The organism is Stenotrophomonas sp. YJH_SMC_14-1 (assembly GCF_059372275.1).
Window position 1 is genome coordinate 191,231 of the sequence record NZ_JCAFVK010000006.1, and the last position, 23,667, is coordinate 214,897.

The 23,667-nt window shown below is 63.9% G+C and carries 8 protein-coding genes; all 8 read left to right on the forward strand.

The annotated features are described in order from the left end of the window. Nucleotides 1–7 precede the first annotated feature (7 nt). The 8 genes from amt to AC5P9P_RS15125 all read left to right on the forward strand — a co-directional run bounded on the left by amt (nucleotide 8) and on the right by AC5P9P_RS15125 (nucleotide 23,422). On the forward strand, nucleotides 8–1,438 hold the full coding sequence (gene amt, locus AC5P9P_RS15090; RefSeq protein WP_049402861.1) for an ammonium transporter: 1,431 nt from the start codon (nucleotides 8–10) through the stop codon (nucleotides 1,436–1,438). A 304-nt stretch (nucleotides 1,439–1,742) separates the two neighbouring features. Continuing rightward, a complete protein-coding gene (locus tag AC5P9P_RS15095; RefSeq protein WP_495232904.1) occupies nucleotides 1,743–3,467 on the forward strand; it encodes a ShlB/FhaC/HecB family hemolysin secretion/activation protein in 1,725 nt (574 codons plus the stop codon). A gap of 106 nt (nucleotides 3,468–3,573) precedes the next feature. Next, complete coding sequence (locus tag AC5P9P_RS15100) at nucleotides 3,574–19,098, forward strand: hemagglutinin repeat-containing protein (RefSeq protein ID WP_495232905.1); 15,525 nt, start codon at nucleotides 3,574–3,576, stop codon at nucleotides 19,096–19,098. A gap of 28 nt (nucleotides 19,099–19,126) precedes the next feature. Continuing rightward, nucleotides 19,127–19,678: an imm11 family protein gene (locus AC5P9P_RS15105; protein ID WP_197628585.1), complete on the forward strand. Its 552-nt coding sequence runs from the start codon at nucleotides 19,127–19,129 to the stop codon at nucleotides 19,676–19,678. A 724-nt stretch (nucleotides 19,679–20,402) separates the two neighbouring features. Beyond that, nucleotides 20,403–21,077 (forward strand): hypothetical protein, encoded by a 675-nt coding sequence (locus AC5P9P_RS15110; protein WP_033834608.1) that lies wholly within the window; start codon nucleotides 20,403–20,405, stop codon nucleotides 21,075–21,077. A 395-nt stretch (nucleotides 21,078–21,472) separates the two neighbouring features. Then, nucleotides 21,473–21,925 (forward strand): hypothetical protein, encoded by a 453-nt coding sequence (locus AC5P9P_RS15115; RefSeq protein ID WP_495232906.1) that lies wholly within the window; start codon nucleotides 21,473–21,475, stop codon nucleotides 21,923–21,925. A gap of 74 nt (nucleotides 21,926–21,999) precedes the next feature. After that, entirely contained in the window at nucleotides 22,000–22,818 is an 819-nt protein-coding gene (locus tag AC5P9P_RS15120; RefSeq protein ID WP_053451608.1) for a VENN motif pre-toxin domain-containing protein, read from the forward strand. Between the two features lie 196 nt (nucleotides 22,819–23,014). After that, on the forward strand, nucleotides 23,015–23,422 hold the full coding sequence (locus AC5P9P_RS15125; RefSeq protein WP_141097868.1) for a hypothetical protein: 408 nt from the start codon (nucleotides 23,015–23,017) through the stop codon (nucleotides 23,420–23,422). Nucleotides 23,423–23,667 lie beyond the last annotated feature (245 nt).

The following is a 23,667-nucleotide window of genomic DNA, read 5'->3' on the forward strand; positions in this document are numbered from 1 at the left end:
CTCCCCCATGAAGATGCGCCTTCTCACCGGGTGGCAAGCCCGGTTCCATGTCGTGTGGCTGTTGATGCTGCTGAGTGCGCTGGCCGCGGGTGCTTGGCCGGGCAATGCCCACGCCCAGGCGCAGGTGTCGCCGCTGCCGAGCGAAAGCGTGGCCGTTGAACCGCTGCAGGACCCTGCAGCTGCAGCCGCTGCGCCGGCCGTGGCCGAAGCGGCCGCCGCCTATGATCATGGCGACGTGGCCTGGATGCTCACCTCCACCCTGCTGGTGCTGCTGATGGTCGTGCCGGGCCTGGCCCTGTTCTACGGTGGCCTGGTGCGTTCGAAGAACGTGCTGTCGGTACTCAGCCAGATCCTGGTGGTGTTCTCGCTGGTGCTGCTGCTGTGGGTGGCCTACGGCTACAGCGCGGTGTTCAGCGCGGGCAATCCCTTCTTCGGGTCGTTCACCGAGTTCGCCTTCCTCAAGGGCTTCACCCCCGAGTCGGTCGGCAACACACCGATCAAGGGCCTGCCGGACTATCTGTTCGTCGCGTTCCAGTCGACCTTTGCCGGCATCACCACCGCGCTGATCGTCGGTGCCTTCGCCGAGCGCATCAAGTTCCGCGCGGTGCTGCTGTTCTCGGCGCTGTGGTTCACCCTCAGCTACATCCCGATGGCACATATCGTGTGGGGTGGCGGCTACCTGGGTGAGCTGGGTGCCATCGACTTCGCCGGCGGTACCGTGGTCCACATCAACGCGGGCGTCGCCGGCCTGGTCGCCGCGTGGTTCGTCGGCAAGCGCCTGGGCTACGGCCAGACCGCGCTGAAGCCGCACAACGTGCCGTTCACCTACATCGGCGCGATGCTGCTGTGGGTGGGCTGGTTCGGCTTCAACGCAGGCTCGGCGGCAGCGGCCGATACCGTGGCCTCGCTGGCCTTCCTCAATACCGTGCTGGCTACTGCCGCAGCGGTGCTGGGCTGGACGCTGGTGGAGGCAATCAGCAAGGGCAAGCCGTCGGCACTGGGCGCTGCCTCGGGTGCGGTGGCCGGCCTGGTCGGCATCACCCCGGCCTGCGGCACCGTCGGCCCGCTCGGCGCGATCATCATCGGCTTTGTCGCCGGCATGGTCTGCGTCTGGGGGGTGACCGGCCTCAAGCGCCTGCTGAAGGTGGACGACACGGCGGACGTGTTCGGTGTGCATGGTGTCGGCGGCATCGTCGGCGCGATTCTCACCGGCGTGTTCAGTGCACAGTCGCTGGGTGGTACCAAGGCGGATCTGGATATCGCCCATCAGGTCTGGGTGCAGGTGGTCAGCGTCGGCCTCACCGTAGTGTGGTCGGCGGTGGTGACCGCGGTCATCTTGCTGGTGGTCAAGGTCGTGGTCGGCCTGCGTGTGACCGAGGAGGCCGAACGCACCGGCCTGGATGTGACCTCGCATGGTGAATCGGCCTACGAGGCCTGACCGGTTTCACGGTTTCAAGGGCGTCCCGCCACTGCTGCGCTGCACGCAGTGGCGGGCGTCAGGTACAGGTTTTCCTTGTGCCACCGGCATCAGTGGACGCAATGACGGAGCTCTGCTGGTTCCAGTGTAGATCCAGGACTCTGCCCGCTGGCGGAATGCCCTCCGTCAGACATCACACTTTGCCTTGAAGGCTTGCGCCAGCGTGGTTCGCTGGTGCTTTTTCCTGCCACACGATTCCCTTACAGTGCTGCCTCTTCCAGCCGCATCTTCGTCGGTCTGGCAGTCATCAGCAGGGAAAAGCATCGTGGAACAGGGACGTAAAGTACGCAGCCGGGTGTTGCAGTGGCGGTTGTCCGTGGGCGTGGCATTGGCCATCACTGGCCTCCAGGCGCCGGCATGGGCACAGACGGTGTCACCGGAGCAGGAACTGCTCCGGCAGCAGGAGCGCGAGCGCGTGCTGCGTGAACAGCAGGAATCCACACCGGATGTGCGCCTGCAGCCAGCCACCGAAGACCTCGGCCGCCTGCCGGTTGATGAGTCGCCCTGTTTCACCATCACCACCATCGCGCTGCAGGGCGAGCTTGCCGACCGCTTCCGCTGGGCGCTGGCGGCAGCCGATCCCCGCAGCAACCCCGCCACCGGGCGCTGCCTGGGTACGGCGGGCGTGGACATCGTGATGAAGCGCGTGCAGAACGCGATCATCGAGCGCGGCTACGTCACCACCCGCATCCTTGCCGCACCGCAGGACCTGAAGGCCGGCGTGCTGACGCTCACGGTCGTGCCAGGGCGCGTCAACGTCATCCGCTTCGCTGACGGAGAAGGCCGTACCCCCGCCCTCTGGAATGCGATGCCGGTGAAGCGTGGCGAGGTGCTGAACCTGCGTGACATCGAGCAGGCGCTGGAGAACCTGCAGCGCGTGCCGACCGCCTCAGTGGACATACAGATCGCGCCACCGGCCGATGGCGCGGCCGCCAAACCCGGCGAAAGCGACCTGGTGATCAGCTGGAAGCAGGCGCGTCCGGTACGCGTCAACCTGACCCTGGACGATGCCGGCAGCCAGAGCACGGGCAAGATGCAGGCCGGTGCCACGGTGTCGGTGGACAACCCTGCGGGCCTGAGCGATCTGTTCTACGTCAACGTGGGCAGATCGGTGTTCAACGGCAGCGAACGTGGCACCGACAGCTGGGCGGCGCACTACAGCGTACCGCTGGGCGGTTGGCTGCTGGGTGCCAACGCCAGCAAGTACGACTATGAGCAGACCGTTGCCGGTGCGTTCGAGAACTACGTCTACAGCGGCTCCAGCCGCAATGCGGAACTGCGGCTGACCCGCATGCTGTTCCGCAACGCGCATGCCAAGACCAGCATGTACGCGCGTGGCTGGTACCGCGAATCGGACAACTTCATCAACGATACCGAGATTGAAGTGCAGCGCCGGCGCATGGCTGGCTGGGAGCTGGGCCTGGGCCACCGTCACTTCATCGGCAAGGCGACACTGGATCTGAACCTGGCTTACCGCAAGGGTACCGGTGCCTTCAACGCGTTGCGTGCGCCGGAAGAGGCGTTCGGCGAAGGCACGGCGCATGGCCGCATCTATACCGCGGACGCGCAGCTGGTCCTGCCGCTGCAGTGGGGCAAGCAGAGCCTGCGCTACATCGGCAGCTGGCGTGCGCAGTGGAACCGCTCGCCATTGGTGCCGCAGGACCGGTTCTCCATTGGTGGCCGCCACACCGTGCGTGGCTTTGATGGCGAAATGTCGCTGACCGGTGAGCGTGGCTGGTTGCTGCGCAATGAAGTGGGCGTGCCCCTAGGCGGCGGTGTGGAGGCCTACGTCGCCGTTGATCACGGGCGTGTCGCCGGCCCGTCCACGGCCCGATTGCTGGGCGACCGGCTCACCGGTACGGCCCTCGGGCTTCGCGGTGGCACCCGCCACATCAACTGGGATGCGTTCGTCGGCAGCCCGCTGTCCAAGCCGCGTGGCTTCCAGACCGCCTACACCACCTTCGGAATGAACCTGGGCGTCTCGTTCTGACGCCTGCACATGACCGGCCTGCGCAGTCCCCTGCGCGGCCAACACGATGCGGTACCGCGCAGCCTGCTGCGCATACAACCCAACAGCACCGAAAGGAATCAGCGCCGTGAACAAAGTCTACCGTCTGGTCTTCAACCGTACGCTCGGCGTCATGCAGGTCGCCTCCGAGCTGGTCAACGCTGCGCACGGCGGGATAGACCACCGCGGCGGCAATACCGTCGGCACCCTGCGGCCGATCAGTTTCGCGCTCTGGCTGGTGCTGGGCTGGGTGGGATTGGTGCAGCCGCTGTCCGCGCAGCAGGCGCCGGCTGATCGCGGCCGTATTGCCGCCGACCCCGGCGCACCGGCAAACCAGCGCCCGACGGTGATCACCTCGGCCAACGGCACGCCGCAGGTGAACATCACCACGCCCAGCGCCGGCGGTGTGTCGCGCAACACCTACCAGCAGTTCGACGTCGGCCAGCAGGGTGTCATCCTCAACAACTCGCGCGGCGACGTGCAGACCCAGCTGGGTGGCTGGGTGCAGGGCAATCCGTGGCTGGCCACCGGTACCGCGCGTGTCATCCTCAACGAGGTCAACAGCAGCAACCCCAGCCACCTCAATGGCTACGTGGAGGTCGCGGGTGCGCGGGCGCAGGTGGTCATCGCCAACCCGGCCGGCATCCAGGTCAATGGCGCAGGCTTCCTCAACGCCAGCCGGGTGACCCTCACCACCGGCACGCCGATCGTTACCAATGGCGTGCTGGACGGGTATCGCGTGGAAGGCGGCAGCATCGGAGTCGGTGGTGCAGGCCTGGATACCAGTCGCGCCGACTACACCGACATCATCACCCGTTCGTTGCAGGTCAACGCCGGCATCTGGGCCAACCAGCTGCAGGCCAGCCTGGGAAGCAACGTGGTCAGTGCCGATCACAGCAGTGTCCAGGCGCAGAAGCCGGCTTCTGCGGCGCCCGTCTTCGCGCTGGACGTGGGCGCACTGGGCGGCATGTACGCCAATCGGATCTGGCTGGTCGGCAACGAACACGGCGTGGGCGTGCGCAACGCCGGCAAGATCGGCGCGCAGGCCGGTGAACTGGTAGTCACCGCCGATGGCCGGCTGGAGAATGTCGGCGCGATGCATGCGCAGCAGGACACCCGCATCGACGCCAGCGGCGGGATTGCCAATGCCGGCACGCTCAGTGCCGAGCGTGAGCTGCGCGTGCAGACCCCGGTAGGCGTCGACAATAGTGGTGGCACGCTCAATGCGCGCCGCATCGAAGTGAACGCCGATGCGCTGCGCAATCGTGGCGGCAGCATTGAACAGCTCGGAACGCAGGCGCTGCAGCTGCAGGCGGCCGATGTCAGCAATCTGCAGGGCCGCATCGGCAACGTGGCCAGCGTCTCGCCGGGTACCGGCACCGGTACCCCGCCTGGCACCGGTACGCCCGGTACGGGCAATCCGGGCACCGGCACGCCCGGCACGGGTACCCCAGGCAGCGGCTCTCCGGGCACCGGCACCCCGCCGGTCACGCCGCTCCCGCCCCTGGCAACCGGCATGCTCAACATCGCCGGAACCCTGAGCAACGACGGTGGCCGCATTGAAGCCAGCGGTGACCTGCAGCTCAGCGCCCGCAACAGCCTCGACAACAGCGACGGTACGCTGGGCGCCAGTACCCTGCAGGTACAGGGACAGGCGCTGCGCAACATGCGCGGCACCCTGCAGGTCCAGGGTGCGGCCAGCGCGCAGGTGCAGCAGCTGGACAACAGCGCCGGCCACATGACCTTCGCCCGTGGCTTCGAGTTGAAGGCGCAGTCGGCGATCAATCGTGGCGGCAGCCTTGCCCACGGTGGCAGCGCGGCGACGACCTGGACGATCGGTCAGCTCGACAACGGCGAGGGCAGCATCTCCAGCAATGCCACGCGCCTGGGTCTGGACATCGGCGCCCTGGTCAACACGAAGGGCAACATCAACCACGCCGGCAGCGAAGGGCTACTGCTGCGAGCGGAGGTACTGGAGGGTGTACAGGGCAGCATCGCTACCGCAGGCGCGGCAGACCTGCTGCTGGGCCGTGCCGACCACCGCGGCGCGCAGCTGGTCGCCCGCCAGCTCGAGCTGACGGCACAGGACTTCGACAACCGTGGCGGCCGCGTGCTGTCCACCGGCCAGCAGGCCAGTACGCTCAGCGTGCGCAATCATCTGGACAACAGCGACGGTGGCCTGCTGGCCAGCAATGCCGACCTGCAGATCGACGCAGCATCCTTTGGCAATGCCGCAGGTACCGTGCAGCAGGCGGGTACCGGCAACCTGCGCATCACCACCAACCTGCAGGGCCAGGGCGGCACCGTCCTCAGCAACGGTATCCTGCAGCTGCACGGCGATACCCTCAACCTGCGCAATGGCACCACCGCTGCACAGCGCATCGATGTACGTGCCGGCGACCTGACCACCGCGGGCGGCACGCTGACCTCGACGGGCAGTGATGCATTGCGCCTGCAGGTCGCGCGCACCCTGGACAACAGCGGCGGCACCGTGGGTGCCAATGGTGCGCTGGACATCAACGGCGGCACCGTCATCAACGATGGCGGCAAGCTGATCGCCGCAGGCACCGGCACCAGCCGCATCCATGCCAGCCAGCGGCTGCAGAACCAGCGCGGCCTGCTGTCCGGCAATGGCGACCTGGACATCACGGCCGATGGCCTGCTGAACGAGGGCGGCAGCATCGACCACGCCGGCACCGGCACGCTGAAGATCGACGCGACCTCGGTGAAGGGGACCGGTGGCAGCATTGCCAGCAACGGTCAGCTGCAGTTGAGTGGGCAGCAGCTGGACCTGCAGAAGGGCAGCACCCGCGCCCGTGACGTGAAGATCGACGCTGCCGGGCTGGACACCAGTGGCGGCAGCCTGCTGTCACTGGGCGAAAATGCGATGCAGCTGCAGGTGCAGGGCCTGCTGCGCAACGACGGCGGCAGCATCAGTGCCAACGGCGCCCAGCAGATCCACGCGGGCGCGCTGTCCAACCGCGGCGGCGCGCTCAACTCGGCCGGTACCGCGGCGTCGCAGATCCGGGTCGACGGCACCCTCGACAACAGCGGCGGCAGCATTGCCAGCAATGCGGGTAACCTGAAGTTGCAGAGCGGCGCCCTGATGAACGCAGGTGGCACGCTCAGCCATGCAGGTACCGCCGGTCTGGTCATCGACACCGGGCGCCTGGACGGCGCGAAGGGACAGATCGCCACCGCCGGCGCACTGCAGCTCAACGCGGCCGAAGTCGATCACCAGAGCGCGTCGCTGACCGCCACGCAACTGGACATCACGGCAGCCGGGTGGAACAACCGGGGCGGACGCATCGTCGCCACTGGCACCGGCAGCAATACGCTGCGCGTGCAGGGCACCCTGGACAACGGCAATGGTGGCACCCTCGCCAGCAACGGCAATCTGGATATCCACGCGCGCACCTTCGGCAATGCCGGGGGAACCGTGCAGCAGGCCGGTTCCGGCAGCCTGGCCATCACCACGCAGGACCTGACCGGTGCCGGTGGCACCCTGCTCAGCAATGGTTCGCTGGACCTGCAGGGCGACAGCCTCGATCTGCGCGACGGCACCACGACGGCGCAACGCATCAGCATCGATGGTGACAGCGTGATCACGGCAGGTGGTCAGTTGAGCGCGCTGGGCGCCCAGCCCCTTCAGCTGCAGGCCCGCAGCCTGCTCGACAATACCGGCGGAACGCTGGGCAGCAATGGCGCCATCGACGTACGCGCAGGGCGCTTCGTCAACGACCATGGCAAGCTGATTGCGGCCGGTGAAGCGGCCTCTGCGATCCGGGCTGCACAGCTGGAGAACCGCAGCGGATCGATCTCTGCCAACGGCAACCTGCACATCGAGGCGGAAACACTGTCGGGCCAGGGCGGCAGTATCGGTACTGCCCGCGCGCTGGATCTGCAGGGCGGGTCGCTGGACCTCCGCGGCGGTACCGTGGCGGCCGAGCAGCTCGACATCGTGGCCGGCAGCCTGGACAACAGTGCGGGTGCGCTGCGCGCTACGGGCAGTGGAACGCTGACGATGCAGATCAGCGGTCGCTTGGCCAACGACGCCGGCACCATTGCCAGCAACGGTGCCCAGCACATCGAAGCCAGTGAGCTCTCCAACCGTGGCGGCACGCTCAGTTCGGCCGGCAGCGCGTCCACTGAGCTCCGCATCGACGGCCTGTTCGACAACAGCAACGGCATGCTGGCCAGCAATGGCGCGGCGCTGAAGATCGACGCCGGCAGCATGGCCAGCGTCAAGGGCACGCTCAGCCATGCCGGCAGCCAGGGCCTGCTGCTGCGCACCAGGCAACTGGATGGCCAGGGCGGCACCATCGCCAGCGCGGGCGCCATCACCCTGCAGGCGGGCAGCGTGGACCATCGCGGCGCTACCCTGCAGGCCGAGCGCATCGCGCTGGACGCACAGTCATTCGACAACCGCGCCGGCAAGGTCATGGCGACTGGCGCGGAGGGCAGCCGGATCGACGTGGTCGGCAGCCTGGACAACGGTGAGGGAGGCCTGCTGGCCAGCAATGGCGACCTGGGCATCCAGGCGGCGGTGTTCGGCAATGCCGGCGGTACCGTGCAGCACGCTGGCGAAGGCGTGCTTTCGATCAATACTGGAACGCTCAACGGTACGGGCGGCACGCTGGTCAGCAATGGCAGCCTGCTGCTGAAGGGCACCACCACCGACCTGCGGGCGGGTGTCACCTCGGCCAAGCGGATCGAGATGGATACCGGCACCCTGATCACCGCCGGCGGCACGCTCACCGCGACCGGCGGCGACATGCTGCGGCTGAGCGCGCGCGAACGCATCGACAACAGCGGCGGCACCGTATCCAGCAACGGTGGGCTGGACCTGCGCAGCGCCGAGCTGGTCAATGCTGGCGGTACGCTGCAGTCCGCCGGTACAGCGGCCAGCCAGCTGAACATCGGCCAGAACCTCAACAACCGTGGCGGTCGCATCCTGGCCAACGGCGAGCTCGGCATCACCGCCGGCAGCATCGACAACCAGGGCGGCACGCTGCACAGCGCTGCACGCCTGGTGGCAAAGGCCGATGGCCTGCTCGACAACAGCAACAAGGGTGTCATCGCCAGCGGTGCGGGCATGCGCGTGTCAGCGGCTTCGCTGGACAACCGCACCGGCAGCATCGAGCAGGCGGGCGACAGCCTGTTGCAGATCGATGCCGACACGCTGCAGGGTCATGCCGGCCGCATCGTCAGCAATGGCGAGCTGCAACTGAAGGGCGAGACCATCGATCTCAGTGCGGGCACCACGGCCGCGCAGCAGGTCAGCGTCGAGGCCGGCCAGCTGGACAACACGGCGGGCACGCTGACCGCTACCGGCAACCAGGCGATGTCGCTGCAGGTACGCGGCGCGCTGGGCAATGACGGCGGCACCATCGCTGCCAACGGTGCGCAGCAGATCAGCGCCGGTTCGCTGTCGAATGCGGGCGGTACCTTAAGTTCGGCAGGTACGTCCGACAGCCGGATCACCGTCACCGGCCGTTTCAACAACGGCGGCGGCACCCTCGCCAGCAATGCCGGCAACCTGCGTGTCGATGCCGGGCAACTGGTCAATGCCGCGGGCAGCATCGTCCATGCAGGGAAGGGCGTATTGACCGTACAGGCCACCCAGCTGGACGGCGCCGGCGGCAGCATCGCCACGGCAGGCGGATTGCAGCTGGATGCAGTGACCGTGGACCATCGCGGCGCCACCCTCACTGCCGATCACTTCGCCCTCAACGTCGACCGCTTCGACAACCAGAACGGCAAGCTGCTGGCGACGGGCGCGCAGGCCAGTACCGTGCAGGCCACCACGTCACTGGACAACGGTGGCAACGGCCTGATCGCCAGCAATGGCGACCTGACACTGACCAGTGCAGTGTTCGGCAATGCCGGCGGCACCGTGCAGCAAGCTGGCACCGGCATGCTGGCCATCAACACACACACCTTGAATGCCCAGGGCGGCAAGCTGCTCAGCAATGGCGCCCTGCAGTTGACCGGCGAAACCACCGACCTGCGTGACGGCACGCTGTCGGCTACCCGCATCGCCGTGGATACAGGCACGCTGCTCAACGCGGGCGGTTCGATCATCGCCTCTGGCAGCGATGCATTGAAGGTGTCCGCGCGCGACAGGCTGGACAACAGCGGTGGCACGCTTGCCGGCAATGGCACGCTGGATCTGCGCAGCGCGCAGCTGCTCAACAACCGGGGCACGATCCAGGCTGCCGGCGGCGGTATCAGCACCCTGGCGATCACCCACGCGCTGGAGAATCGCGGTGGCCGCATCCTGACCACAGGAGACGCCACCCTCACCGCAGGCGCGTTCGACAATCGCGGCGGCATCGTGCACAGCGATGGCAGCAGCGCATTGACCGTGCGCGTCGACGGCCTGCTCGACAACAGCGACAAGGGCACCCTGTCTGCCGGAGGCGCACTGCTGGCCGAGGCACAGTCCATCAACAACGATGGTGGCACCGTGGCTGCTGGTCAGGACATGCAGCTGACCAGCGCCGATGCGCTGCGCAACCAGGGCGGCCTGGTCCAGGCCGGCAAGCACCTGCAGGTCTCGGCCAGCGGCCTGAACAACAACAGTGGCCGGATCATCGCCAACGATCTGCAGCTGGATACCCGCGGCCAGGCACTGGACAACCGCAGCGGCATCATTGCCAGCCTTTCCGGAAACGCAGAGCTGCGCAGCGGTGCCCTGGACAACACAGGCGGCCTGCTGCAGTCGGCGGCAGCCCTCAGCATCAACACCGCCGGACAGCGGCTGATCAATGCCGGTTCCAACGGCAACGGCATTGTCAGCAGTGGCACGCTGCAGATCCGCAGCGGCGATCTGGACAACCGTGGTGGCGCGGTGTCCGCCAAGGCCGGTGCCGACGTGCAGGCCATCAACATCGACAACAGTGGCGGCGGCTCGCTGGTGAGTGCGGCCGACCTGCTGCTGCGCGCGCAGCAGCTGGCCAACACCGGTGGCAGCGTGACCGCCGGTGGCAATGCCGACATCAGCTTGCAGGGCGCGCTGCTCAACAGTGGCGGCCTGGTGGCCGCGACCGGCCGCCTCGACCTGCAGGCCGGCCATGTCGACAACCGCAATACGCTCAGCCCGGGCAATGGTCCTGCACTGGGGTTGCAGGGCAAGACCCTGCAGGTGACCACCAGCAACCTGGACAACCAGAACGGCCAGGTGATTGCCGACAACCTCGTGCTGCAGGTGAACCAGCGCCTGGACAACAGCGGTGGCCTGGTGTCGGCGGCGCTGGGCTCCGATGTCCGCGCCGATACCCTGGTCAACAGCGGCGGCACCCTGGTGGCCGGCAGGCAGCAGACCCTCCGCACCCGCGAGATCATTGGTGATGGCCGGCTGATGTCGCAGGGTGACATGACTCTGGAGCTGGGCCAGAGCCACACCAACCGTGGCGAGATGGTGGCCAACGGCACGCTGAGCCTGTCCATCCAGGGCAACCTGGACAACACCGGCAAGCTGGCCGGCGCCAACGTCAACATCAATGCGGGCAACATCACCAACGCCTCCACCGGCGAGATCAGCAGCATCGGCCTGACCCGCCTTGCAGCGGGCGGCGCACTGGTCAACTACGGCCTGCTGGACGGCAACGTCACCCATATTACCGCCGCGACCGTCGACAACATCGGCAGCGGCCGCATCTACGGTGACCGCGTCGCCATCCAGGCAAGTTCGCTCAACAACCTGGCAGCCAACATCGGCGGCGTGGACCGTGCAGGTACCATCGCCGCGCGCCAGCGCCTGGACCTCGGCGTCGGCACGCTGACCAACAGCGGCAAGAGCCTGATCTTCAGCGATGGCGACGCTGCCATCGGCGGTGCCCTGAACGGCCTGGGCGCGGTAGGCAGCGCCCAGAAGGTGGACAACATCGGCTCCACCATCGAGGTCAGCGGCAACCTGGACCTGTCCGCGCTGGCGGTGAACAACATCCGCGAGAACGTGGTCGTGGAGAAGGTCACCACCGTGCATGCACCGGTGCGGCTGGAACAACCCGGCTGGTTCAAGAACGCCAACAACAACAACCGGGATTTCCGCGCTACCTCGAATTACCAGCCGTATGAGATCTACTACCTCAACCCGGCGGACATCCTCGAAGACACCCCCTATGTCACTCCGGATGGCCAGCAGATCCGCAAGGCGGTGATCCGGCTGTCCAGCAACACCAGCGCCTATGCGTTCGCCCGCGGTGGCGTGCATGGCGCACGCGCGTCACGTGAGCGCCTGAGCGTGCAGGACGGCACGGTCACGATCTATTACGTCAGCCGCGCCGACAACCGCAACAATCCCGATCAGCTTGGCGCAGGCGCGGAAGATCCCTTCCGCGATCTGTCCACCCGTGGTCCGGGGTCGCCGCCGATCGAGTACGTGACCGATACCCTTCGGTACAACAACGCCTACGGCACCTGCACCACGACCTGCGTGCAGATCATCACCTATCCGGACTATAACAATCCGGACGCGACGCTGATCAACATGCAGCGTCACCCGCAGGAGACCAGCGGCAACGAGAAGACCCGCATTGCCACCCGCACCACCGTGGAAGACGTGGTGGTTTCGGCAGGAAACAACGCCGTGATCAACGCGGGCGGCAGCATGCGGATCAGCACCGATCGGCTGGAGAACCGTTTCGCCAACATCGCCGCGGGTCGCGACCTGGCCATCGTCGGCCTGAACCGCGATCAGTCCGAGGTGATCAATGCTGCCGAGCAGCTGACCCGTACCAGCACCTTCGACAACCAGTCCATCACCTACGGTGGCTCCTCCAGCCGCTGGAAGGCGGCACCGATCACCGAGAAGACCGGCGCGCTGGGTTCGTCGATAACCGCCGGTGGCAAGCTCACCATCGATGTCGGCAACCTGCGCAACGACAACAACGGGGGCAGCAACCCCAACGCCGGTGGTGGCAAGGGCACCGCGCAGCTGGATACCAACGGCCGCGGTGCAGGTGCGGTCGGCCCTGGCGCGGGCAGCGTGCAGGGGCCCGGCCAGAGCACAGGCCAGGGTGCCGGCAGCGTGGACGCACAGGGGCCGGGCACCGCTGGCGCGGCGCAGGGCGCCAACGGTGGTCATCAGCAGGCGGTCGCCCAGACCGACGGCGTGCGCGCGGACGCGACGGGTGCCCAGGGCCCGAGCCAGGCCGGCAACGCCGGGGCGGGTGCTGGCACGGCGCAGGACATCAATGCCGCCCAGGCCGGGCAGGCCAATGCCAACGGCCCGGCGGCGGTGCGCGCCGGAGAGCATGCCGGCAGTGGTGGCAATGCCGCAGTGGATGGCAAGCAGGCCACGACGACAACCGGTGCTGATCCGCGCGTGGTGATCACCACCAGCCCGAATGCCAGTGCACCCACCGCCAGCCTGTTCAATGTGGACGCCAACCGTGGCAACCACATCGTGGAAACCGACCCGCGCTTTGCCAGCTATCGCGATTGGCTCAGCTCGGATTACCTGCTGCAGCGCGCAGGCTTCGATCCCTCGCAGACGCAGAAGCGCCTGGGCGACGGCTTCTACGAGCAGAAGCTGGTGCGCGAGCAGATCGGCGAACTCACCGGCCGCCGCTTCCTTACCGGCCATGCCAGCGACGAGGACCAGTACCGCGCGCTGCTCGAGGCCGGTGCCACGGTGGCGAGCGAATGGGGCCTGCGCCCAGGCGTAGCGCTCACCGCCGAGCAGATGGCACGCCTGACCAGCGACATCGTCTGGCTGGTGGAAAAGGACGTCACCCTGGCCGATGGCTCGGTGGTTCGCGCGTTGGTCCCGCAGGTCTACCTGCGGGTGCTGCCGGGCGACCTTGGCAACGATGGCGCATTGCTGGCCGGCGCGGAGGTGGACGTCAAACTGCGCGGTGACCTGGTCAACAGCGGCACGATTGCCGGCCGGCAGCTGGTCAGCATCGATGCCGGCAACATCCGCAACCTGTCCGGCGGCCAGATCAGCGGTGCCCAGGTGGGCCTGTCGGCGCGGCAGGACATCGACATCATCGGCAGTACCGTCAAGGCTACCGATGCGCTGGCGTTGAAGGCCGGCGGCAACATCACCGTGGCCTCGACCACCACGGAATGGAAGGATCAGGGCGACCGCCTGTCGCAGCAGAAGACAACGCTGGATCGCGTGGCGGGCCTGTATGTCACCAACTCCGGTGGCGATGGCGTGCTGTCGGTGGTGGCCGGCGGTGACATCGGCCTCAAGGCTGCAGAGATCCGCAATGCCGGCAGCCACGGCATCACCCAGCTGGTTGCCGGTGGCAACCTGGACCTGGGTGCGCAGACGTTGGGCCAGAGCAGTGCGCTGAACCACGACAGCCGCAACCACACCAGCAACAGCCAGACCACGCATGCGGTGACGTCGATTGAGGGCGCTGGCGATGTGGTGCTGGCGGCGGGCAAGGACATCAACCTGGCTGCAACCCGCATCAAGGCCGATGGCGGCATGGCCCTGCAGGCCGGTGGCGATATCAACAGCCAGGCGCTGGTGGACAGCCGCAGCAGCGACTTCAATGCAGGTGGCAAGCGCAGCTCGCTGCAGATCAGCCAGAGTGATGAGACCGTGCGTGGCAGCCAGTTGCAGGCTGGCGACAATGTAGTGCTGAGAGCGAACCGCGATATCAACCTGACTGCCACCCAGGTTGCCAGCTCGGATGGCACGCTGAGTGTGGCGGCCGGTCGCGACGTCAACCTGCTTTCGGCCAACGAAACGCATGACTTCAGCCTGGACAGCTACGACAAGAAAAAGAAAACCCTGTCGAGCACCACCACCACCCGCCACGCCGAGAGCAGCGACAGCTACGCCATTGGCACCGGCCTGATGGGCGAGAGCGTGAGCGTCACCGCCGGCCGCGATCTGACCGCCGTAGGCGCGGTGGTTGATGCCACCGGCACAGTGGTCCTCGGTGCGGGCAACAATGTGCTGATCACTTCTGCGGAAGACCATCACAGCAGTGAGTCCAGCGAGACCAGGAAGAAGTCCGGCTTCACCGGTGGCTTCTCCAATGGAACCGCTTCGATCGGCTACGGCAGCTCGAAGAACAGCAGCAGTTCTGCCGAGCAGTCGACCACCCAGGTCGGCTCCGCCATCGCCTCGCGCGAAGGCAGCGTGCTGATCAACGCCGGCAACCAGCTGACGATCGCCGCGTCCGACGTGGCCGCAGGCAAGGACCTGACCTTGGTCGGCAAGGACATCAACCTGATTGCCCGCCAGGATACGGTGGATACCCAGGCCAGCCAGTCGAGCAAGTCCAGCGGGTTCTCGGTGGGCGTCACCTACGACCCGGCCAAGGCGTACCGCACTGCACGCGACAACGCCACCGAAGGCATGGCCGACAGTGGCACGATGATGGGCCGGATCACGCGTACCGCTGAAGGCGTAGCGGCCGGCGTGTCGGCGGCCGTGCTGCCGGCGATCACGGCCGGCAGCCAGCGCTCGAACAGCAACCAGAGCCACTCCACCAGTGACGCCCGGGTCAGCAACCTCAATGCTGGCGGCAATCTCTCGCTGATCGCCAATGGCGGCTCGATCACCAGCCAGGGTGCGCAGATGACGGCCGAGGGCAATGCTGTCCTGCTGGCCACCAAGGACATCGTGTTCGATGTCGCGCACAACACCGAGCGCAGTGACAGCGACAGCCGGGGCAAGGGTTGGGGTATCGCCACCAACTCCGCCGGTCTGCCGTTTGGCACCAACAATTCGCGCAGCGAGGGCGCCGGCCAGAGCGATACCATCACCGGCACACAGCTGTCGGTGGGTGGCGGTGTACGCATGGCCACCACAGAGGGCGATATCAGCCTGACCGCCGCCAACATTGCGGCGGAAAAGGACGTCAGCATCCGCGCTGCGGGCGACCTGACGATCCGTAGTGGGCAGGACACGGTCAGCAATGCCAACCGCTCGGACAGCAAGGCGATCGGCACTGTGCAGATCTCCGATACCGAGAAGTTCTCCGGCTGGCATCGCGAGCAGCATCGCGATGACAGCGCGCAGGTCTCGCAGGTAGCCAGCACCATTGGCAGTCTCGGCGGCAACGTCAACCTCACCGCCGGTGGCAAGTACACGCAGAGCGCCAGCAATGTGGTGGCGGCCAAGGACGTGAACATCACTGCCGCTGAGATCGAGCTGCTGACCGCTGACGAAAGCGGTCACTACTCGCAGAGCGACAAGGACCTGAAGATCGGCGCCTTCGCGCGGGTGAAATCGCCGTTGATCGATCTGCTCAACAACGTCGACGCCGCCCGCAAGTCCGACGACCGCCTGCAGAAGATGCAGGGGCTTGCTGCTGGTGCCAATGCCTATCAGGCCGCCAGTGCCATCTCCAGCATGGCCGGCAAGGGCGGAGGCGGGGCACTGATCAGTGCCGAGGCCGGCGTTGGCTTCAAGACCTCCAGCAGCAGTGCCGACGGCAGCAGCCAGGTCTCGCGTGGCTCTACCATCCAGGGCGGCGGCAACGTCAACCTGACCAGCACCCAGGGCGACATCCACGTGGTGCAGGGCAACCTGAGCGCGGGCAACACGCTCAGTCTGGATTCGGCCGGTGACATCCTGCTGGAAGCCGGCAAGGCGCATGTGGCCGACCGTAGCAAGAGCAGCAATGCCGGCGCCGAAGTCGGCGTGGGCGTTGCGGTGGGTGCGCAGACCGGTGTGTATGTCTACGCCGAAGCGAGTGTGGGCAGCAGCAAGTCCAATGCCGAGAGCAGCACCTGGCAGAACACCACGCTGACCGGCAAGAACATCTCGATGAAGGCCGAGGGCGATACCACCCTTCGCGGCGCGACCGCCACCGCCGACCGCATCGACGTCAAGACGGGGGGCACGCTGACCATCGAATCGCTGCAGGACGTCGCCGAGAGCATGTCCAAGAACAGCCAGGTGGGCGGCCGCGTGCAGGTCTCGTTCGGCACCGCGTGGAACGCCGACGGCTACGCCAGCGGAGGCAAGGCCAACGGTAGCTATCAGGGCGTTGGCCAGCAGAGCGGCCTGTTTGCCGGCAATGGTGGTTATCACGTGGATGCTGGCCACGTGAATCTGGTGGGCGGCGCGATCGCCAGCACCAATGCAGGAAACAGCGAGCTGACTGCGGATTCGCTGACGTTTACCGACCTGCAGAACCATATGGACTACAAGGCCACGTCGGGCAGCATCAGCGGTGGCTTCGGCAGCAGTGGCAAGGGCCCGACGGACAAGAGTGTGGGAGCGGTTGAGCAGCTGCAGGGTATCGGCAGCAGCATCAAATCCGGAACGTTCGGCGGCGTGGATGGTGTCGGGTTCGGCGGTGGACTGCCGATGCATGAAAGTGGCAGCGACAGTTCAAGCACGCGTGCAACACTGACCGAGGGCAATATCACCATCGGCGGCAGGAAGACCACAGCGGCCGAACTTGGTGTCAATACCGATGCAGCTGCGGCACACCGCGCGCTGGAGGCAATGCCGGATGCCAACAAGATGCTGGCCGATCAGCAGGCGATGGCGAATGCAGCAGGCACGGTACTGGCCACCAGCAAGCAGATCGCATCGGACATTGGAAGCTACGGGATCAACAAGATCACTGATGCCTACCTGGAAGGGAAGAGCGCCGCAGAGAAGGAGGCGTTTGCCAACCTCAGTTCCAAGGACCAGTACGCCGCCCTTGCCGGATTTGACAGCTCCTACCCTGATGCACTGGTCACGCAGCAGAAGTGGGCACCCGACGGTACCTACGGCCGTGCGCTCAACGCGGTCTCCACCGCGCTGGTCGGCGGCGTGGCAGGGCAGGCAGGTGGTCAGGTCATCCCGAACACACTCGCGCCCTACGCCGCTGAGCTGATTGGAAAGACATTCGATCCAAACAAGCAGAGCGCCGTCCCAAGTGAGGCGATGCAGATGCTCTCGCACGCGCTTCTTGGCGCGCTGCTTGCGGAGGCGAATGGGGGTTCGGCGGGTACCGGAGCCGCTGCTGCAGGAGGTGGTGAACTGGCAGCCAAATTCCTGGGTGACTACTACGCGCGGCAGAATGGCGGGCAGCTGACTCCGGAGCAGGAACAGCAGATCAAGGCATTGGGCCAGGCGGTCGGCGCGATGGCTGGTGGGATTGGTGGAGACGGAGCCATGGGTGCGGCGTTGGGAGCCACCATCGCCAAGAACTCCGTCGAGAACAACTACCTGAATCATGCAGAGCGCATGCAGTTCCTGGACGCCATGCTTAGCTGCATGAAGAGCGGGGAGCGTTGCGGCGAACAGAAGGAGCTGGCAGCGCTGTCGGATGCGCGCAATACGGCACTGATTGCAGCATGTACCGCGGCTGCCGATTCGCCTGCCTGCCGCGCAGAGCAGTCGAAACTGGGTGACGCCTATTGGTCACTTACCCAGAATGATTCCACCTATCTGCGATGGATCAACGACAATGGCCTTGATCTGGCCCAGGCGGCACTGACGAAGGGCAATGGTGGCCAGCTCGCCTCCGATCTGCTGACGCATACGTCTTCCCTGGATGCCCGTTACAAGATCACCTGTGCAGCGGCAGGGCGCTGCGATCCATTCACCGCCGGCATGCTCGCGTTGAATGGGAAGACACAGGAGGCGGCGGCCAACGCGGCACTGAATCTGCTGTTCGACAAGGCGGGCTCGGGAGCAGGCGTGGTGACCAACGCGGGTGGAATGGTCATGGACATGGCGAAGATGAATGCCATCTACATGTCCATTGAGAGCACCAAGCAGGCCTTGAACGACTTCCAGCGCATCGGTGAAATTGGCGGCTGGGGTGTCATGAAGGAAAAGGGCGCCGGCGCCTGGTCGTCCATTTCAGGCTACTTCGGGAACGGCTGGGATGCGGCGACCTACGAGCTGGGCCTGAACCAGAAATGGAACCTGGCCGATGTGGCCGCAAACGGATTCACCAAGGGTGACATGGGGCTGGACGTCGCATTGGCTGTGATCAGCCTGGGTGATGTCACCGCGATGCGGGCGGCCGCGAAGGCCAGGAAACTGGCGGCGTTGGAGTCAGGCGCCGCTGCAAAGCCGGTGGCACCCGATCTGGTCCCCCCGCGACAGCCGGCAGACGTCCCGGCGCCTGTGAACAAGCCGTTGGCACTGCCTTCGCCAGAGTTCAATGTTCCCAACGGTTACACGCTGGTCAAGAACGCCGATGGCACGGCCAGCGTTACTGGTCCGCGAGGAGGAACCTACACCTCGACCGGGAGATATACGGATGAAGGCAAGCCGATCTTCAAAGACAATAGTGGGGGTTACGTCACCTTGGATGGTGCGCGTTCATCGGTCCCCGCTCCCGTCGATTTCGAGTCTGCTCCCAAGCATCATATTTGCACCAATAAATGTCTTGTGGGGGCCAATGGAAAGGTCGCGTGGACCAAAGAGTACATGCGGTTCTTCGAAGGCGCAGGGCTTGATATAAACAAGTCTGTAGAGAATCTGGTTGCAGTCAAGGGCCATCGTGGGCCGCACCCTGAGGCATACCATCAGTACGTATATGATAATCTTGACAGAGCGACCAGTGGCTTGAAGCCTGGCACGGCAGCGTACAACTCTGCAGTCACAAGAACGCTGGAGAGGATGAAGGCAGAAGCGGTTATCGTGGGAAGTCAGGTCAACAAGTGGTTGACGAGGAGTTGAGTTGAAATACTTTCGCATCAGGCCCGACATGAGCATTGCAGAGCGATGGACTCTAGGGAATATCAATCATGTGGATAACTGGCTCTTCATAGATCCTCCCGTCAACTTCATGGAACCTGGGACCTACAGCCTTGATCTCGTGAATTGTGGGGTTGAGGTCGATTACTCTCTTGCCGGGTATGCAAGTGTTCCAGTGGTAAGTGCGAGATTTCGAGATGCGCTTGTTGGCTTGCCTGAGTTCGATGAGCCCTATATGAATGTCGTTGTCGAACCATTGATCATCGAGGGTCAGGATGTTCGTGGCGAGTACTCTGTATTGATCGTGGAGACGCGCGTTGACTGCGTAGACGAAGGTCGTTCCGATTTCATGAAGTTTGAAGAGGATGATCCGGTCAGACCGGATCTCTCGGGTCAGTACAGGGCGTTCACGAAACTCATTGTCGATCGAGAGAGGATCGGCGCGAGGCATATTTTCCGAATCGAGAAATTCATGGGCGCGTTGATCGTGAGTGAAGAGGTGAGGCGTCGCCTGGATGAGGCTGGGGTGGTTGGTGCGGTCTACGATCCTGTTACTGAATGAGTAATCAATCAGTACATGGAAAGTTGACAAAATGCGTGGCGCTACCGACCTGTTATGGGTATGTATCTATCCATCTGGTCGGCGTGCTTGGTCGCAGGGGCGATTGTCTTCCTCGATTCTGAGTTCCGAATCAGCTCCCTCCGCTGCGGTCAGATGCGCGTGGTGGCACTCATTCCATGTGATCTACTGTGGGGTTTGGTTCGCTGTATCCTCATGCTTGGGTTGGTCACCCTACCTGTCCTGAGTATCGTGGCGATCGTGCGCTTCATGCGGCACCGCAGCTGCGGGCGTCCTGAACTATTTTGCTTATTTGTTCGTTGGTTGTTTTCGGACTTTCCGCGACGTACTTCACTTCCTGCTGGATATCCGCTCAGGGCCAAGGGGGGGGGGGCAGCGGTGCTTCGGGTGATCGGCGTCCGGCAAGTGCAGACTCCATATGAATGAAACAGGTTCAATCAGCTCGGCAGTAGCGATATGAGCAATGTGGGCAAGATGACGAAGTGGTCGATCGCGCTTCTGTCAATCGCCAGTGTACTGGCTACGATTTGTCCATGATCAGTTCCCGCCTCCCTGTTTCCGCACCGCTGGCACTGGCCCTTGCGGCCTGCGCGGCTAGCGCGCCGGTGCAGCACACCCCGTTCGTCACCTGGGTGTGGTCGCCGAACCAGAACGCGCACACGCCGGATGGAATGGATGATGTGATTTCTGTGAGGACGAGGAATCAGTGAGTACTGAGGGCATTGCAATCCATCTTCAGGCACGGCCTGACAGAGCCATCTCGATTGCCGAGAGGCATCTCCATGTCATGGATAGGATGTCGGCAATCGAGTGCCCATTGGGATTCCATGCTCTCGAGCTGCCGCCTGTACCCGACTGTGGAGGAGAATTGCTGGCAAGCTATGAGATCAAGACTGGACTGAAAGGTCTGTCGATCATCGGTACATACGCTTTCAGGGGGACCGGGTACGACTACGCGGATGTGGCTGCGTTGGACGAGATCACTCTGTATGGGTTCAGAAGCAGCAACAAGGCACGGGACTATCCGAGCGTTCTGACGAACTGCGTCGCTTCTGTTGCCGAGGCGTTCGGTGCGTACAGAGTGAAGGTCACGTACGGCATGCATTCGATGGACTATCAGGACGGTGTGGGCCGAGAGGGGCCAACCCTTGAGGATCTGAAAGCTGCTGGAGTCAAGGATTTCGACGGCAGGAAGAACATCCTGACGATGTACCCTGCCCAGTTCTGGGATGCCCGGCTTTGCAGCGACGCACTTGGATTTGGACCCGAGGAGGTTTCCTCCCGCCTTGAAGGTAAGGTTGATAAGGTGGAACTGACAGCGAGTGGTGTCTACATTCTCCTGAGTGACAAGGTTGATCTTTCCTATGAGGAGTATCTGTAGTTCAATCGCCGCGCAAAAGCGCTTCTGGGTTTGCAGTAGTCCGGAGCGTGACGGGATGACCCGACGGGTTACGTAACGCACCTCATCGATCCGAGCACCAGTAGTCTGATCAACATCACGGTGCCTGGAGCACATGCATTGGATCCGGGCTTTGTGATCCGACAGGTGCATACGAATGGATCCGGTGGATTCTCAGTCTCAACCAGAGGCTGGGGTACGGGTTCGAGTCCAATGTTCAACTAGAATTCGTGGGCCGATAGACAAGTGTGGAGTTCCAGTACGCGCGATATTGGTAGCGAAATTGGCAAGTTGCAGTGGCTTTGGAGTACTTTTCCCTCGAGGCAGAAACGCATGAGCTACCGGGGCCCTGATGGAAAGATGGTGGAGGTCTGCCAGTGAGTGAGCGTGAGTTGGGGGCAAAGATTGTGTCCGTGATTGCCAGTTCCGCGCTTGGAGGGGCTTTATTCATAGGCATTCCGCTGAGTTATCGGATAGGCAGTCTTTCGCAGGCTGCAATTTTCGCATCGCTGGTTTGCGCCATAGCTGCTGTGTTGGGCCTCATCTTCGGTGTGCCTGGGGTTATGCTTGTGGATAAATTTCTTCCGCGGCTCAAAGCTCGCCATGTTGTAGCTGCACCAGTCTGTGCCTTGTTGGCGTGGCTCGTGTTCGAGGGTGCCTTCTCTCCTGGCGCTTGGATAAAGGTCTGGACCAGTCCTTCCTTTTGGCTTGAGTGGGCTCCCAGGCGCGCTGGCATCATGCTTTTCATTGGGTTGGCCGCGGGTGCCTTCTACATGTTGATCTGGCCGCGGATTGGACGAATGATGAAGGTCAACACGGCCTGTGATTGAGGGCGATGGAATCGGGTGCCTGTGCGCAGCAAGGTGGCGGCGGCTGACAGCCAGGCATACAGCGGCGCGGGGAAGTGGGGCGCCTCGATGACTACAACCGTGCACTGAACGCAGTGACGACGGCGCTGGTGAGTGGTGTGGCGGGACAGGGCGCTGGTCAGGTCGCGCCCAATGCACTGGCGCCATATGCCGCTTACTTCATCGGCAGCAAGCTGGACCCGAGCCACGGCAGCGATCCCAATGCGACTCTGCACTTTCTGTCGCATACGGTGTTGGGTGCGCCGCTGGCGGAAGCCAATGGAGGCAGCGCGGGAACCGAAGCGGTGTCCGCGACCGGCGGCGAGTTGGCCGCGAGAGTGCTGACCAATTCGTTGACCGGCGGAAACCCCGCCAAGCTGAGCCCGGAACAGAAGGAGGTGGCGCTGGCGCTGTCGCACGCGGTCGGAGTACTGGCGGGTGGCTTGTTAGCGCAGGATCTGGCTGGGATCACGTTGAATGCGGGGATTGCCAAGAATTCGGTTGAGAACAACTTCCTTGCGGAAGAACAGGCTCGTGCAATGAAGCAGCAGCTCGACGAGTGCGGCGGCGACACTTCATGCCAGAAGACGGTGCGTGATGTTGTTAAGCAACTGTCGGAGCGAATGGACTACGGGCTGCTATCGGTGTGTAGCGCGAACTCGTCGAGCCCTGCGTGTCAGGTGTTTGTCAATGCGGCCGTCTCCTACAAGTACGGCTCGTGGCCCGGAGTGCTTGGGCTGTTCGATGAACTTGGTCACAGTAGCGAGGCGCTTTCCTCGTTCGGCCACTCCCTGAACGGACGTGCCTATCGTGAGCTGATTTTTGAGAGTGGGGGCTCCAGCCGGTCTATATCCTGCCTCAAGAACACACTGTAGCTGCACTGGCGGAGTAGGCCGGGAATCTTGACAGGACGATTGATCAGTACGGCCTCTTCTCGAAGGAATCATCAGCTGAGCTGGGGCTTGGACTTTCGAAGGTACTGCTTCGAAAATATGGCGCTGTTACCATAATCGAAGGGAGCGGAGGCCTCGGGAAGGGTGCGAAGGCGGGCAGTTCTGAAGCACTGCGATGATGAGTTTGGAAGAAAATTCTCTGGCGAAGAAATTATTAATGGAAAGTGGGTGGCTTTTAATGTCGGATAGTTTCGAAAAATTCTCTTGCATTGATTTTACGGCTCTGTATGGAAGTGTGGTTTCGTTGAGGGCTTTTCTTGTTGTTCGTGGTAGGGAATGCTTTCTGGTGGATAGTCGTGATCATCAATTTTCTGATCTTAGGATGGATGTGTGTTCACCTGGTCTCGAAAGGTTGCTTGATGAGGCAGTGGGGGGATGGGTTGGTGGTGTTTCCTCATACTTTGATGAGATCCTCATATCGGGAGTAGTTCGCGAAGCGACGACCCGGAGAGACCTTGCGTCCATTGCGGAAGTTTCAAGACTTACACTTTTCAGGGATGAATTGGTGTTTGAAGTGATAGTTTGATGTTGGTTGTTTGCGGATACTGATTGGTACTTTGTGGTCTGATTGAGGTTGTGGGTTTTTGATTATTTTGGTTGTCATTGGAGAGTGGGGTTGTGTCTAGTGTCGGGCGAGGTGTTTGCGTGCAATTGTTTCTATGGGCTCGTGCGGGTCATTAGGCGAATTGTGGTTGTCGAATATCCGGTTTCAGGGCCAAGGGGTGTCTGGGAGATCGGCACTTCGCGCCGAACGACTGCTGCAGTCCATGG

Excerpts from the sequence above, each read along its gene's own strand:
- AC5P9P_RS15105 (WP_197628585.1), top strand. The coding sequence starts at position 19,127 with ATGAGCATTGCAGAGCGATGGACTCTAGGGAATATCAATCATGTGGAT.
- AC5P9P_RS15125 (WP_141097868.1), top strand. The coding sequence starts at position 23,015 with ATGAGTTTGGAAGAAAATTCTCTGGCGAAGAAATTATTAATGGAAAGT.
- amt (WP_049402861.1), top strand. The coding sequence starts at position 8 with ATGAAGATGCGCCTTCTCACCGGGTGGCAAGCCCGGTTCCATGTCGTG.